The organism is Kluyvera intermedia (assembly GCF_021440345.1).
In the GTDB taxonomy this organism is placed as follows: domain Bacteria; phylum Pseudomonadota; class Gammaproteobacteria; order Enterobacterales; family Enterobacteriaceae; genus Kluyvera; species Kluyvera intermedia_A.
Window position 1 is genome coordinate 14,835 of the sequence record NZ_JAKCNS010000015.1, and the last position, 14,503, is coordinate 29,337.

Annotated in this window: 11 protein-coding genes; 4 read left to right on the forward strand and 7 right to left on the reverse strand. The window is 54.6% G+C overall.

The window, feature by feature from the left end; translation table 11 throughout:
* Window positions 1-14: 14 nt before the first annotated feature.
* Complete coding sequence (greB, locus tag LZ634_RS04620; RefSeq protein WP_234502651.1) at window positions 15-488, reverse strand: transcription elongation factor GreB; 474 nt, start codon at window positions 486-488, stop codon at window positions 15-17.
* A gap of 231 nt (window positions 489-719) precedes the next feature.
* Between greB and ompR the strand changes: the two genes are divergently transcribed.
* Together ompR and envZ are read left to right on the forward strand one after the other, a co-directional pair.
* On the forward strand, window positions 720-1,439 hold the full coding sequence (gene ompR / locus LZ634_RS04625) for a two-component system response regulator OmpR (protein ID WP_001157751.1): 720 nt from the start codon (window positions 720-722) through the stop codon (window positions 1,437-1,439).
* Complete coding sequence (gene envZ, locus LZ634_RS04630; RefSeq protein ID WP_234502653.1) at window positions 1,436-2,788, forward strand: two-component system sensor histidine kinase EnvZ; 1,353 nt, start codon at window positions 1,436-1,438, stop codon at window positions 2,786-2,788. The genes ompR and envZ overlap by 4 nt, the downstream gene beginning before the upstream one ends.
* Before the next feature lie 92 nt (window positions 2,789-2,880).
* On the opposite strand, the gene pckA is transcribed toward envZ, so the two are convergent.
* Entirely contained in the window at window positions 2,881-4,497 is a 1,617-nt protein-coding gene (pckA, locus tag LZ634_RS04635; protein WP_234502655.1) for a phosphoenolpyruvate carboxykinase (ATP), read from the reverse strand.
* A gap of 368 nt (window positions 4,498-4,865) precedes the next feature.
* Between pckA and LZ634_RS04640 the strand changes: the two genes are divergently transcribed.
* Entirely contained in the window at window positions 4,866-6,581 is a 1,716-nt protein-coding gene (locus LZ634_RS04640) for a DUF4153 domain-containing protein (RefSeq protein ID WP_234502657.1), read from the forward strand.
* 117 nt (window positions 6,582-6,698) lie between these two features.
* Here LZ634_RS04640 and hslO read toward each other — a convergent pair whose 3' ends face one another.
* The 4 genes from hslO to LZ634_RS04660 all read right to left on the reverse strand — a co-directional run bounded on the left by hslO (window position 6,699) and on the right by LZ634_RS04660 (window position 10,896).
* Window positions 6,699-7,577, reverse strand: a complete 879-nt coding sequence (gene hslO, locus LZ634_RS04645) for an Hsp33 family molecular chaperone HslO (protein ID WP_234502658.1) — start codon at window positions 7,575-7,577, stop codon at window positions 6,699-6,701.
* 23 nt (window positions 7,578-7,600) lie between these two features.
* Window positions 7,601-8,002 (reverse strand): ribosome-associated heat shock protein Hsp15, encoded by a 402-nt coding sequence (gene hslR, locus LZ634_RS04650; RefSeq protein WP_234502660.1) that lies wholly within the window; start codon window positions 8,000-8,002, stop codon window positions 7,601-7,603.
* Between the two features lie 2 nt (window positions 8,003-8,004).
* Window positions 8,005-8,682: a GMP/IMP nucleotidase gene (yrfG, locus tag LZ634_RS04655; RefSeq protein ID WP_234502662.1), complete on the reverse strand. Its 678-nt coding sequence runs from the start codon at window positions 8,680-8,682 to the stop codon at window positions 8,005-8,007.
* Window positions 8,683-8,748: 66 nt separating this feature from the next.
* Window positions 8,749-10,896 (reverse strand): intracellular growth attenuator family protein, encoded by a 2,148-nt coding sequence (locus LZ634_RS04660; RefSeq protein WP_234502664.1) that lies wholly within the window; start codon window positions 10,894-10,896, stop codon window positions 8,749-8,751.
* A 306-nt stretch (window positions 10,897-11,202) separates the two neighbouring features.
* Here LZ634_RS04660 and nudE point away from each other — a divergent pair, with 306 nt between their 5' ends.
* On the forward strand, window positions 11,203-11,763 hold the full coding sequence (nudE, locus tag LZ634_RS04665; RefSeq protein ID WP_234502665.1) for an ADP compounds hydrolase NudE: 561 nt from the start codon (window positions 11,203-11,205) through the stop codon (window positions 11,761-11,763).
* A gap of 106 nt (window positions 11,764-11,869) precedes the next feature.
* Here the strand turns inward: nudE and mrcA are convergent, their stop codons facing one another.
* Window positions 11,870-14,422: a peptidoglycan glycosyltransferase/peptidoglycan DD-transpeptidase MrcA gene (gene mrcA, locus LZ634_RS04670; RefSeq protein ID WP_234502666.1), complete on the reverse strand. Its 2,553-nt coding sequence runs from the start codon at window positions 14,420-14,422 to the stop codon at window positions 11,870-11,872.
* Between the last annotated feature and the right edge of the window lie 81 nt (window positions 14,423-14,503).

Here is a 14,503-nt window from a genome sequence, read left to right on the forward strand (position 1 = left end):
CGGATTGTTCCGGCTCATTTAACGTATTCAATCTCGTTAACGTACCAGCTGGCTTCACCGGCAGGGGTATTGACCACCGCCAGGTCGCCCACCTCTTTTTTCAGCAGCGCGCGGGCCATCGGAGAGTCGATGGAAATGTAGTCGTTACGGCCAAAGATTTCATCATAGCCGACGATGCGAAAGCGCTTCGTCGCGCCGTCGTCGTTTTCTATTTCGACCCAGGCGCCAAAGAAGACTTTGCCTTCCTGCTGCGGTGAGTAATCAACTATCTTTAAGTATTCGAGGCATTTCGTTAAATAACGCACGCGGCGATCGATTTCTCTTAACCGCTTTTTATTATATTGGTAGTCAGCATTTTCACTGCGATCGCCAAGGCTTGCGGCCCAGGTCACTTTTTTGGTGACTTCCGGGCGTTCTTCGCGCCAGAGATAATCCATCTCTTTTTTGAGCTTTTCGTACCCTTCACGGGTGATCAACGGTGTTTTCATCTTTGAGTGCTTACCTGTCCGCCGGGTTATCTTTGCGCACAATACGTAGTACGCCAGCATACCGACAGAATAAATAATGTGTACTAAGATCCATTGTATACTTAACTCGCTGTTAAATATGCTTTGTAACAATTTAGCCTGGAATATATACCAGATTTAGCTGGTCGTTCGTGCGGGCTTTTTTGAGAATACGTACTGAATAATTGTTGCGAACCTTTGGGAGTAAAAACAATGCAAGAGAATTATAAGATTCTGGTTGTGGATGACGATATGCGCCTGCGCGCGCTGCTTGAACGTTATCTGACCGAGCAGGGTTTCCAGGTTCGAAGCGTCGCTAACGCCGAACAGATGGACAGATTGCTGACTCGCGAATCTTTCCATCTGATGGTGCTCGATTTAATGCTGCCTGGCGAAGACGGTTTGTCTATTTGTCGCCGCCTGCGTAGCCAGAGCAACCCGATGCCGATAATCATGGTAACGGCAAAAGGGGAAGAAGTTGACCGTATCGTCGGCCTGGAAATTGGCGCCGACGACTACATTCCGAAACCGTTCAACCCGCGTGAACTGCTGGCCCGTATCCGCGCGGTGCTGCGTCGTCAGGCGAATGAGCTGCCGGGTGCGCCGTCCCAGGAAGAGGCGGTGATTGCCTTTGGTAAGTTCAAGCTGAACCTCGGGACTCGCGAGATGTTCCGTGAAGACGAGCCTATGCCATTGACCAGCGGTGAGTTTGCGGTGTTGAAAGCGCTAGTCAGTCATCCGCGCGAGCCGTTGTCCCGCGATAAACTGATGAACCTGGCGCGTGGCCGTGAATACTCCGCGATGGAGCGTTCTATCGACGTACAGATCTCTCGTCTGCGCCGCATGGTGGAAGAAGATCCCGCGCATCCTCGTTATATTCAGACCGTTTGGGGTCTGGGCTACGTCTTCGTCCCGGACGGTTCTAAAGCATGAGGCGATTGCGCTTCTCGCCACGAAGTTCGTTTGCCCGCACGCTGTTGCTGATTGTCACCCTGCTGTTTGTCAGCCTGGTGACAACCTATCTGGTGGTGCTGAACTTCGCGATTTTGCCAAGCCTGCAGCAGTTTAATAAGGTCTTAGCCTACGAAGTCCGTATGCTGATGACCGATAAACTGCAGCTGGAAGACGGGACGCAGCTTGTCGTGCCGCCGGCATTTCGCCGCGAGATATACCGTGAGCTTGGTATCTCACTCTATTCTGACGAAGCCGCAGAGGAAGCGGGGCTCCGTTGGGCGCAGCACTATGAGTTTTTGAGCCAACAGATGGCCCAGCAACTTGGTGGACCGACCGAAGTTCGCGTTGAAGTGAACAAAAGCTCTCCGGTGGTCTGGCTGAAAACCTGGCTGTCGCCCAATATCTGGGTGCGGGTGCCGCTGACCGAAATCCATCAGGGAGACTTCTCTCCGCTCTTCCGCTATACCCTCGCCATCATGCTGCTGGCGATAGGCGGCGCATGGCTGTTTATCCGCATCCAGAACCGACCCCTGGTCGATCTGGAGCATGCGGCGCTGCAGGTGGGTAAGGGCATCATTCCGCCGCCGCTGCGTGAGTATGGCGCATCAGAGGTGCGTTCGGTGACCCGGGCCTTTAACCATATGGCCGCGGGGGTGAAGCAGCTGTCTGACGACCGTACGCTGTTGATGGCCGGGGTTAGCCACGATCTACGCACTCCGCTGACCCGTATTCGTCTCGCCACCGAAATGATGAGCGAGCAGGATGGCTATCTTGCCGAATCGATCAACAAAGATATCGAAGAGTGCAACGCCATCATCGAGCAGTTTATTGACTATCTGCGTACCGGTCAGGAGATGCCGCTGGAGTTTATCGATCTCAACGCCGTGCTCGGTGAGGTGATTGCGGCAGAAAGCGGTTACGAACGTGAGATCGACACGGATCTGTTTGCTGATGAAATTCCGGTACGTGTGCATCCGCTTTCCATCAAGCGCGCGCTGGCCAATATGGTGGTGAATGCTGCGCGTTACGGTAACGGCTGGATTAAAGTCAGCAGCGGTCGTGAAGCGCATCGCGCCTGGTTCCAGGTGGAAGATGACGGCCCGGGTATTAAGCCCGAGCAGCGTAAGCATTTGTTCCAACCGTTTGTGCGCGGCGACAGTGCCCGTACCATCAGCGGAACAGGGCTGGGGCTGGCGATTGTGCAGCGTATTATCGATAACCATAACGGGCTGCTGGAACTGGATACCAGCGAACGGGGTGGACTGTTGATTCGCGCCTGGCTACCGGTACCGGCAAGCCGCATACAAGGGCCGATGAAAGAGAGTTAAAAAAAACCGCTGGGGGAGACCCCGGCGGTTTTTTCATATTGCACCTGCGTTGGTTTTAATCGGCCATCGTGGTGACGCTTAGCGTTATTCCATTACAGCTTCGGCCCTGCGCTCACCAGCGCGGCGCCTGCAGGCGTATCGGTGTACTTCTCAAAGTTTTCCGTAAACAGCGTAGCCAGCTTCTCGGCTTTCTCTTGCCACTGCTCTGGCGAACCGTAGGTGCTGCGCGGGTCGAGGATATGGCTATCGACGCCTGGCAGTGCGGTTGGGATTTGCAGGTCGAACATTGGCAGAGTGAAGGTTTCTGCATTATCCAGAGAACCGTCGAGAATCGCATCGATGATGGCACGCGTATTTTTAATCGAAATACGTTTGCCGGTACCGTTCCAGCCGGTGTTGACCAGATACGCCTGGGCACCTGCGGCCTGCATGCGTTTCACCAGCACTTCTGCGTACTGCGTTGGGTGCAGTGATAAGAATGCTGCGCCGAAGCAGGCGGAGAAGGTTGGGGTCGGTTCGGTTACGCCGCGTTCAGTTCCTGCCAGTTTGGCAGTAAAGCCTGAGAGGAAGTGATACTGCGTCTGGTCGGCGGTGAGGCGCGATACCGGAGGCAGAACCCCAAACGCATCCGCGGTCAGGAAGATAACTTTGGTGGCGTGACCCGCTTTCGACACCGGCTTAACGATATTGTCGATGTGGTAAATAGGGTATGAGACGCGGGTGTTTTCAGTTTTGGAACCGTCGTCGAAATCAATGGTGCCATCTTCGCGCACTACCACGTTCTCCAGCAGCGCATCGCGGCGGATAGCGTGATAGATATCCGGCTCCGCCGCTTCGGAGAGTTTGATAGTCTTCGCGTAGCAGCCGCCTTCGAAGTTAAACACGCCGTCGTCGTCCCAGCCGTGTTCATCATCGCCAATCAGACGACGTTTCGGGTCGGTAGAGAGAGTGGTTTTACCGGTGCCGGAAAGGCCAAAGAAGACTGCCACATCGCCTTTCTCGCCAACGTTCGCCGAGCAGTGCATGGAGGCAATGCCCTGCAGCGGCAGCAGGTAGTTCATGATAGAGAACATCCCTTTTTTCATCTCGCCGCCGTACCAGGTCCCGCCGATAAGCTGGACGCGTTCTGTCAGGTTAAACGCGACAAAGTTTTCTGAATTCAGGCCCTGTTCTTTCCACTGCGGGTTAGTGCATTTTGCGCCGTTCATCACGATAAAGTCTGGCTTGAACGTCCCCAGCTCTTCATCGGTTGGGCGAATAAACATGTTCTTGACGAAGTGTGCCTGCCAGGCCACTTCGGTGATAAAACGGACGGACAGACGGGTGTCTTCGTTGGCGCCACAGAAGGCATCAATGATGAACAGGCGTTTGCCGGACAGTTGTGTAGAGACCAGGCCTTTAAGATGTTGCCAGATTTCAGGTGACAACGGTTTGTTGTCATTTTTCCCGTTACCCTTATCAGACCACCATACCGTATCGCGAGTTGTCTCATCGCGAACGATATATTTGTCCTTCGGGGAGCGGCCGGTAAAAATACCGGTGTCGACAGAAATTGCGCCCAGACTTGTTAGCACACCGCGTTCGTAACCTTCCAAGTTAGGATCGAGCTCTTCTTGATACAATGTATCGTAGTCTGGGTTATAGACGATATTCTGTACGTCGTTGATACCATAAGCCTTGAGGTCCTGCGGGGTTATACCGTTGCGCATTTCACTGCTCCTTAGCCAATTTGTACTACCATAAATTCTATGGGTATTTCAGGGGTGTTGACCGCGACCAGGCTCATAGATTTACGTATCCCGACAAACGTCTTACTTACGAAAACGTTGTGACTCCTGTCACGAAGCGACAGGGATTATGACAGGAAAACCCGCGTATTTGGCGTGAATGTTCTTAAATGGTTAATAAATGGTTTAACTGACGGCATAAATGTGAAATTAATCGCATTTATGAAAGAAAATTACGTAATGCTTTCATGAAGAAAATCGATTCACCTCGCTGAGCGAAATCCGTCTTTTTGATTCTAACGGATACCTAAAATGGCCTAATTCTTTACTTCAGGAACGAGATTATCGATATGGATGCTGTGACTCCTCTTTCATCACCGACGCGTTGGGGCATGGTGATAACGGGCGTAGTACAAGGGCTATTGTGCTATCTGCTAACGGTCTACCTGATTCCGAAAGAGATCGGGTGGATGTATTACGGCCTGCCGGGAAGCCTGGCATTATCTTCTGTACTGCTGTTTACCGTTGTCTCCTTCAAACAGCGGGCGTTGTGGGGTTGGCTGGCGCTGATCCTTGTGGTGGTGCTGGGAATGGGGGGATGGCTGAAGAGCAGCCTCAGCGGTGAGACCTGGCGGCAGTACAGCGCCATGTGGAATTACGGCTGGTGTCTGCTGCTGATGGCGTTGCTGGTGCTGCCGTGGATGCAGTATCACCTTCAACCCCAACCAGGAACAACGCGCTACGCACACTTCTATACGCAGCAGTGGCAAAACACGCTGACTTTGCTGCTGATTGCCGTGGCGAATGGGCTGGTCTGGCTAATTTTACTGTTGTGGAGCGGGCTGTTTGAGCTGGCGAATATTACCTTCTTTTCGCGGCTGTTCTTTGAAACTCAATGGTTTGTCTACCTGGTCGTGGGGCTGGTTACTGCGCTGACGGTGATTCTTGCGCGCCAGCAAACGCGATTGATCGCCGCCATTCACAAGCTGCTGGCGCTTGTCGCGACCGGCCTGCTACCGCTGGTATCGCTGCTGGCATTGCTGTTTCTGGCCACGCTGTCGTTTAGCGGGCTGGCGGTGATTTCTCAACGAGTTTCAGCCGCCGGGCTGCTCTCGGCGCTCGCGCTGATTCAGCTCCTGTTGACGGCAATGGTCTGGGAGCCACAAAAACCTCAGCTTCCCTACCCGCAGGCGCTTCGCTATCTGATCCTTGCGGCAATCGCGTTAACGCCGGTCTATGCATTGATTGCGGGCTGGGCGCTGTGGCTGCGTATTGGGCAATACGGCTGGACGACGGACCGGCTGTATGGCGCGCTGGTGGTTGTGGTGCTGCTGGTGTGGTCGGTAGGTTATCTGGTGAGTCTGTTACGCTATCGCGGCGATCCTTCTGCGTCGATGGGCAAGGTGCATTTGGCCGTATCGCTGTTGGGCCTGGTTCTGCTGGTGTCGCTCTATACGCCAGTGCTTGATAGCTGGCGCATCAGCGTGAACAGCCATATGGCGCGTTATCACAGCGGAAAAATCACTGCGGACCAGGTCAGCCTGTATATGCTCTCACGCAGCGGCAAACCTGGGCACAAGGCGCTTCTTGAATTACAAAACGATGCCGAATTTATCAAAGATGCCAAGCGAGCACGGCTGCTTACGCGCTTGATAAAGGGCGATCTCAGTCCGGTAGAAACACTGACGGCAGCGACGCTGGCGAAAAATGTGCTGGTGGCAAAGGGCAGCTTGTCAGCGGATGACGCGCTATGGGCGGCAGTGATAGAACGCCGCTACCAGGTTGAATCATGCAACGATATGGATAGCTGCGTGCTGGTGAGTCAGGATTTGAACGGCGATGGTCAACCGGAGCAGGTTCTGTATGCCTTTGGCGATCGCACGGTGCTGGTATTTGGCCGTGGGGAGAAAGGCTGGGAGTTTAAGGCCAGCGCATCGTTGCCCGCAGGGATAACCAAAGCGACGTTGCTGGAGGCGGTGAAAGAGGGCCGCGTAGGGGCCAAGTCAAAAGCCTGGCGCGACATGACGCTGGGAGATGAGACGGTGGTGCTGGAGTACCGGCGGTAGTGTGACACAATTTTCGGCGTCGCTTCCAGATACAGGCGACCCGCCACAATAGAAAAAGGCGCCAATGGCGCCTTTTTTATCGTCCGACGAAGCAACGCCCGCCGGAGAGGGCCGAAATTAATGAACCTGCGGGTCGGCCGGAGAGGCGTTGTGACGGATCTCCGCAATGTTCATGGCATTGAACACGTAGTGGCTGCCGCAGTAATCGCAGTGCATGTCGATCTCGCCTTCTTCTGCCAGGATGCTATTAATTTCTTCATCCGGTAGGGTTCTCAGCGCGTCGGCACAGCGTTCGCGTGAACAGGTACACTTGAACTCAACGCCCTGCGGATCGTACAGCGTGACCTCTTCTTCGTGGTACAGACGCCACAGCACATCGTTGGCCGGCAGCGTAAACAGCTCTTCGGCTTTGATGGTGTCGGTCAGGGCCGCCAGGTGTTCGAAATCTTCCGGCTGTGCGTTCTGCGCAGGCATAACCTGCAGCAGCATACCGCCCGCAGCAGGTTTGCCTTCTGACTCACCGGTACGGATGATCAGACGCGTTGGCAGCTGCTCGGAACGCTGGAAGTAATCTTCCAGGCACGCCGCCAGCGTATCGCCTTCCAGACCCACCACGCCCTGATAACGCTCACCTTCCGCCGGGGAAATGGTGATAACCAGATAGCCGTTGCCAATCAGCGTTTTCAGGTCAGCATCTGCTGGAATATCGCCCTGCACGCGCGCAACGCCGCGCAGCTGCTGGTGATTGTTGCCGTTAATCACCGCCAGCGTCATCGGGCCATCGCCCTGAAGCTGAACGGTAATATCGCCTTCGAATTTCAGCGTAGCGGTCAGCAGGCTGGTGGCGACCAGCAGCTCTGACAGCACGTTTTTCACCGGCTGCGGGTAGTTGTGGCCAGCCAGGATCTGTTCGAGCGTTTCGGATACGGTGACCAGTTCGCCACGCACGGCATAGTTTTCAAACAGATAGCGATGTAATTGATCGTGTTGAGTCATAATTTTCTCTCTTGGGGTGGCAGTTATTCACTGTCGCCGTATTTAAATCTCATCAGGTCGCGCCGCTCCTTTTTATCCGGTCGTCTGTCCGGATGCGGCATCGTCAGCGCATTGAGCTTGCGCGCGAGCGCGACTTTTTCACGCTTCTCGATACTTTCCGCCGTCTCTTCATACAACGCTACGGCTTCTGTCGCCGGGCGTCGCTGTTCCGTGATGGCTTTTATCACCACGGTGCGTTCATCATTTCCTTGACGAAGCGTGAGCTGAGCGTTGAGTTCGACCACTTTGCTGGGCTTGCTGCGCTGCCCGTTGTAGTGGACTTTACCGCCTTCAATCATCTCTCGTGCAATGGCGCGGGTTTTATAAAAACGCGCGGCCCAGAGCCATTTATCCAGCCTGACGCCTTCGATGGACTTCTCTTTCACGGTTACTCCTTCACGTTAAGTGAGGGGATCAAACGACGGTAATCGTTAAGCGCGGGATGACGCAGGTACTGCTTTTCCGCCAGACCCGAGTCGGGATTGGAGACACCGAGGCAATAGCGGATCCCAAAGTGGGCGGCAGCGTCCAGAATCGGCTCGCTATCGTCGATAAACAACGTCCGTCCGGCTTCCAGACCCGTATGTTCCTTGACTGCCTGCCATAACCGCTGATCCTCTTTCGGATAACCAAATGTATGGGTGGAAAGTAATAAATCAAGGTGTGAGTCCAACCCGGTGTGCTCAAGTTTAACCGCCAGATTATGCGGGTGGGCGTTGGTCAGCAGAATACGCCGCTTGCCGCTGGCCTTAAGGGCATCGAGGAAGGGGACGGTATCATCGCGCAGAGCCGCACGTGGACCCTGCTGGCTGGTCATGGCACAAATATCCAAACCCAGGCGCTCGCTCCAGTAGTCCAGGCAGTACCAGTTTAGCGTATGTTGTACCGCATGATACTCCTGACTGATGGCCGCCTGCGCCGCCTGCGGGCTGATACCCAGCTTCGCACCGTAAGTTTCCGGCACCAGTTTCTGCCAGAAATAGTTATCGAATGCGAGGTCAAGAAGGGTGCCATCCATGTCCAGAAGAACGGTATCCACCTCTTTCCAGGCGATATCAAAATGCATGGTGAGTCTCCAGACGGAAGAATTGCGCGACAGAGTAGCACAACCTGTCGCGCGGTGTGATGGGGCTTAGTTCGTCGGGAAGTCCGACTTAAAGTTATCCGCGGCTGGGAGCAGGACGGGATTAATGCAGCTTTCGTAGTATTTCTGAATATCCGCCAGACGTTCCCGATGGCGATGATAGCGGCGAAGCGCCTGCACTCCGTTGTAAATTGCGCACACAATCATCGCCAGTATCAGCAGCGTGGTTTCGATGTAGTGCCACAGCCCGCTGCTGTCCGGCATCCGGTGCAGGTTCACGTGCTGCGTGCCGTTGGCGTCGGTGAAGACATTGGTGACAATCCCTTCGGCGCGGAACGGAGTATGCATCAGCATGCCCGCCAGTCGCTGGAATTCATCCCACTGTTCACGCGCAGGGTAATCATACAGGCTGGTAGAAGGGTACGGCTGACTGACCAAATCACTGCCTTCATCGCTGGTAATCAGAAAACCGCCGGGGGCTGGGCTGTTCAATGACTGCGCCGCACGTGCGGTTTCGCGCAGAATAAACGGTGCCGTAGAGGTATCAACCAGATTGTCCAGCGACTCCGCGCTGACTGGGCGTAGCAGGACGTTCACGCCGTCGAGCTTGCCGGAGTTGGCGCGCTTGACCAGTGCATCCCAATCGCGGGTATTGCCGAGGTTCACCAACGCATTTTTCAGCCGTACGCAGTCGTCGGCGGCTGCGCACAGATCTTTGGTCTTCAGCACAATATCGGCAAAGTCGTCGAGCAGCACCATCCCTGATTTTTGGATGGCTGAGCGCAGGGCCGGGCTGACGCGAGAATCATCATCCGGCGTTGGGTGCAGTTGTCGACTGACGGCCTGGACCAGCGCGGTGGCCTTATTGACGGTTTCCGATTCCGGAAACGGCAGACGAGGCGCGTCGTTCCAGATGATCTGCGAGCAGTCAAACGGCAGGAACGGCGAGTTTTCCTGGGCAGTCCAGGTCCCCGGGGAATGAATGTTACACATCCCGGTACCGCGGATGTGCAGCGTATCGCCGACGCGAATACCTGCCTGCGCCAGCTGGCGTACGTCGCTGGCTTCAATGGTTTGCGCACCTTTGAGCCAGGAGAGGGTAAACTTGAACGGCATGTTCAGTGGCACGCTGACCCACATCATCACCACCACCAGTAGCGCGCCACAGCCGATAACCATGCTGCGAAGCCAGTGCTGAAGCGGGAAATTTTTAACTTCATCGTGCAGGGAGAGAAAACGTCCCTGGCGTACAACGTGTCTGTCCAGGTAGATATCGATATCGGTTTTCTGCCCCAGATCCTGAGCAACAAACGGCTGCCAGTGACGCGGATAGATGAGGTCGATTATGCCCAGGGAAATATTGTTGATCTGCTCTTGATCGTTTTCACCAAACAGCCCCCAGCGCTTTGGCGTGCCGCGCAGGCAGTGGATCTCGCGCAGTGATGATTTGGTCGGCGGTGCAAACAGTCCCCATAGCCCACCGCATAGCATGAGCACGGCGCCGCATAAAATCCATGGGCTAAATACGACAGGTGAAATCAAGCTACAGTAAAAGAGCAAGAAGGCGGCAGCAATCAGCAGGGCTTCTCGCAGACCGTCCGGGCGGCTGAGCGCGTGCTCTTCGTGGGTTTCCTGACGAATATTCAGCAGCTCTATCTGCTCGCTTTCTTCGCCGCGGATGGAAGCCTGAGTTGAGGATGAGGACTCGAGTACGAACTGTCTGTTTTCCTGAGAGTAGGCTTTGAGCGAGTGGCCATTCAGCGTAATCACCAGCGGCATATCGTCAGTAACGATAAGCTCAATGCTGTTTTCATCGGTGATGTGCTGCTCCCAGAACGGCGGCAGGTGAACTTCCACGGAGTCGAGGAAATAGCGCCATTTATTAGGATCGTCAGTGGTGATGCCGTAGCGCGTAATGGCGCGGGTCAACCGGAAAACGGTGTGGCTTTGGGCGCTGAGCGTCAGCGCAGCAGGCGCGATGGTTGCTCCAGAAGCCGGTACCTGTCTGTCACGGTTGAGATCGCCGAGGTAGTTTTCAACGCCCTGACGTTCTTCATCGGTCAATTTACGTGTCGTTGCGCCTGGGAACAGGTGCAGCCACGGAAGTTGCAGACGTTTAGTCCTTTTACGAAACAGCCAACCGACCAGCACGGCGCAGATCAGTATCGCTATGGTAAAGATCATCAGTGTGCCCATGCTTTTCCCATCATACTTATATTAGAGGTCTCTTTAGTTGCCTGCTTTTGTATAAACCATTGGCACGTATTGCAGAGGTTATCAATTGAGAGCTTATAGACTCCCGCAACACGTAAGCATAACAAACCCATAGCACGTCGAGTATCAGTAAATTCCCAATTGTAATTCAACCTCTTGACATTTATCCATAAATGAGAGATGAGAAGTAAAAGGTTGCAACAATGTAAATAAAGCGCTTTATGCATTGCTGGAACCGCATACCTATCGCACAATGATAAAAGTCACTACAGCAAAGATCCCGGCCCAATGAGCAAATCATTACAGAAACCCACCATTCTTCATGTTGAAACCGTCGCACAGTCTCGTCTTTTTAATGTGGAAAGCGTTGATTTAGAGTTCAGCAATGGCGTACGTCGCGTTTATGAACGTATGAAGCCGTCCTCGCGCGAAGCGGTGATGATCATGCCTATTGTCGACGATCACATCATCTTGATTCGTGAGTATGCGGTGGGCACTGAATCCTATGAGCTCGGCTTCCCGAAAGGGCTTATCGATCCTGGTGAAACGGTGATGGAAGCGGCCAACCGCGAGCTGAAAGAGGAAGTGGGTTTTGGCGCCCATCAGATGGTGTTTCTCAAAAAACTGAGCATGGCGCCGTCCTATTTTTCCAGCAAAATGAATATTGTGGTGGCGGAAAATCTCTACCCGGAATCCCTGCCTGGCGATGAACCGGAACCTCTGCCGCAGGTGCGCTGGCCGCTCACCAATCTGATGGCGCTGCTGGATGATCCTGATTTCAGTGAGGCGCGTAACGTCAGTGCACTGTTTCTGCTGCGCGAGTGGCTGCAGGCGCAGGGGCGTTTTTAAGGCACGTATCCACAATAAAAAAGGCGCCGAGGGCGCCTTTTTTGTCACCAGAGCAAACCTCGCTCGGGTGGAACTGCCGCATAAACTGGCAGCCCTCCAGGTTTGACTAGAACAGCTCGTGGGTTTCCCCGTTATCAATAACCTCAGTACCCACTTCATGAACCGCCTGCTGCGTTGGCTGCGTTCCCTCGATAAAGTACTCCTGACGACTGCTGCCACCGCTAGCTAACTGGCCGGTGTTGCGGTCAATATTGACCGTTATGATACCCGGTGGTGGGGTCAGCGGCTCTACGGGAACGCCGGCCAGAACCTGCTTCATAAAGGCATCCCATGCGGGTTGCGCGCTCTTCGCGCCGCCTTCGTAGCCGGAGATCTGATCTTTAATCGCTCCGGATGCGCTGGTACGACCCAGATCGCGGCGGTGATCGTCAAAGCCAATCCAAACCGACGTCACCACACCTGGGCCATAACCGGAGAACCAGGCATCTTTTGAACTGTTGGTGGTGCCGGTTTTGCCGCCGATGTCCTGACGCTGCAGGTCACGGCCAGCACGCCAGCCGGTGCCCTGCCAGCCCGGTTCACCAAAGATGTTGGTGTTCAGTGCGCTCTTAATCAGGAACGACAGCGGCGTATTGATCACGTGCGGAGCATATTCCTGGGCGTTGTTTTGTGCGACCAGCTGCTGATTAGCTTGCTCAAGCGCAGGCATTGGCACCACTGAGTTACGTGGTTCCTGGGAAACGGCAACGTCTTCAACGTCATTGTTTTCCAGGACGTTAGACTTTGGCGTATCGCCGTAAATGACCGGTAGATTACACTCGGCGCAGGCAATTTTTGGCTTCGCCTCAAACAGCACGCCGCCCTGATCGTTCTCAATCTTACTGATGTAGTAAGGGTCAACCAGGAAACCGCCGTTCGCCATTACCGCGTAACCGCGAGCGACCTGTAGCGGGGTAAACGATGCGGAGCCGAGCGCTAGTGACTCGGTATGCACGATGTTACTTGCCGGGAAACCAAAGCGCTGCAGATACTCAGCCGCGTAGTCGACGCCCATTGCGCGCATCGCGCGAACCATCACCACGTTCTTCGATTGCCCCAGACCCTGACGCAGACGAATCGGCCCGGCATACTGCGGCGGGGAGTTCTTCGGCTGCCAGTCAGAACCCGCGCCGGCATCCCAACGGGAGATTGGGACATCGTTCAGCATGCTGGCGAGGGTTAACCCCTTGTCCATGGCGGCGGTGTAGAGGAACGGCTTGATATTGGAACCGACCTGGCGCATCGCCTGCGTTGCACGGTTAAATTTGCTTTGGTTGAAATCGAAACCACCGACCAGCGCAATAATGGCGCCGTTTTTGGGGTTAATCGACACCAGCGCGGAGTTGACGTCAGGAATCTGCCCCAGCCACCAGCTGTCACCGTTTTGACGCACCCAAATTTGTTGTCCTGCCTGAACCACATCCGTGACTTTGCGCGGCGTCGGGCCTTGCGCCGTATCGGAACGATAAGGACGCGCCCAGCGCATGCCTTCCATGGTTAACGATACGGACGTGCCATCAGCTAGTTCAGCGGTGGCTTCTTGCGGATTGGCCGCTGTCACAACCGCTGCTTGCATCGGGCCATAGGACGGCAGTGGTCTGAGCGAGGCACGAATTTTCGCACTATCCCAGGCCGGTTCACCGGCTTTCCACAGCACGTTGGACGGGCCGCGGTAGCCATGACGCATGTCGTAATCCATCACGTTATTGCGCAGCGCCTGTTGAGCCGCCTGCTGGTTCTTCCGGGTGATGGTGGTGTAAACGCGATAACCGTCTTCGTAGGCCTGTTCACCGTACTGCTTCACCATATCCTGACGCACCATTTCGGTGAGATACGGTGAGGAGAAGGCGATTTCCGGCGCGTGATAATTGGCATCGATCGCTTCGCTACGCGCCTGGTCGTACTGCTGCTGGCTGATATAGCCTTCGCTCAGCATGCGCGACAGCACGACATTACGACGCGCGGTAGCACGATCCATCGAGTACAGCGGGTTGAAGGTTGACGGCGCTTTAGGCAAACCGGCAATCACTGCTATCTCGCTCAGCGAAAGCTGGTCGGCAGGTTTGCCAAAGTAAACCTGCGAGGCCGCCCCCACGCCATAAGCGCGGTAGCCGAGGTAAATCTTGTTCAGATACAGTTCAAGAATTTCATCTTTACTCAGCAACTGCTCAATGCGGATAGCAAGGAACACTTCCTTTATTTTACGCATCAGCGTTTTTTCAGGACTGAGGAAGAAGTTACGGGCGAGCTGTTGGGTAATGGTGCTGGCACCCTGTGACGCATGGCCGTTGACCAGCGCTACGCTTGCCGCACGGAAGATACCAATTGGATCAATCCCGTGGTGCTCGTAGAAGCGGCTATCTTCGGTCGCAATAAACGCCTTCACCATCACCGGTGGGATCTGGTCAAGGGTCATTGGGATACGACGTTTTTCGCCATATTGCGCGATCAGTTCGCCGTCCGCGCTATAGACCTGCATTGGCACCTGCAGGCGCACGTCTTTGAGCGTAGCTACGTCTGGCAGCTGCGGCTCAATATATTTGTAGAGGCCATAGATCGAGCCTGCTCCCAGCAGAATGCAACAGACTGCAAGGATGAATAAATACTTTACGAACTTCACCGGAGATTTCCCATTGAGTGTCATTTGGGCAGTTTATAAACAAACGCGCGGTAGTATAAAGGCAAGCCTGAATCATTGATA

What these genes read in the sequence shown, in the direction of transcription:
- LZ634_RS04660 (WP_234502664.1), bottom strand. Translation starts at nt 10,896, where the DNA reads ATGGGCACACTGATGATCTTTACCATAGCGATACTGATCTGCGCCGTG.
- greB (WP_234502651.1), bottom strand. Translation starts at nt 488, where the DNA reads ATGAAAACACCGTTGATCACCCGTGAAGGGTACGAAAAGCTCAAAAAA.
- ompR (WP_001157751.1), top strand. Translation starts at nt 720, where the DNA reads ATGCAAGAGAATTATAAGATTCTGGTTGTGGATGACGATATGCGCCTG.
- hslO (WP_234502658.1), bottom strand. Translation starts at nt 7,577, where the DNA reads ATGACTCAACACGATCAATTACATCGCTATCTGTTTGAAAACTATGCC.
- nudE (WP_234502665.1), top strand. Translation starts at nt 11,203, where the DNA reads ATGAGCAAATCATTACAGAAACCCACCATTCTTCATGTTGAAACCGTC.
- yrfG (WP_234502662.1), bottom strand. Translation starts at nt 8,682, where the DNA reads ATGCATTTTGATATCGCCTGGAAAGAGGTGGATACCGTTCTTCTGGAC.
- envZ (WP_234502653.1), top strand. Translation starts at nt 1,436, where the DNA reads ATGAGGCGATTGCGCTTCTCGCCACGAAGTTCGTTTGCCCGCACGCTG.
- pckA (WP_234502655.1), bottom strand. Translation starts at nt 4,497, where the DNA reads ATGCGCAACGGTATAACCCCGCAGGACCTCAAGGCTTATGGTATCAAC.
- LZ634_RS04640 (WP_234502657.1), top strand. Translation starts at nt 4,866, where the DNA reads ATGGATGCTGTGACTCCTCTTTCATCACCGACGCGTTGGGGCATGGTG.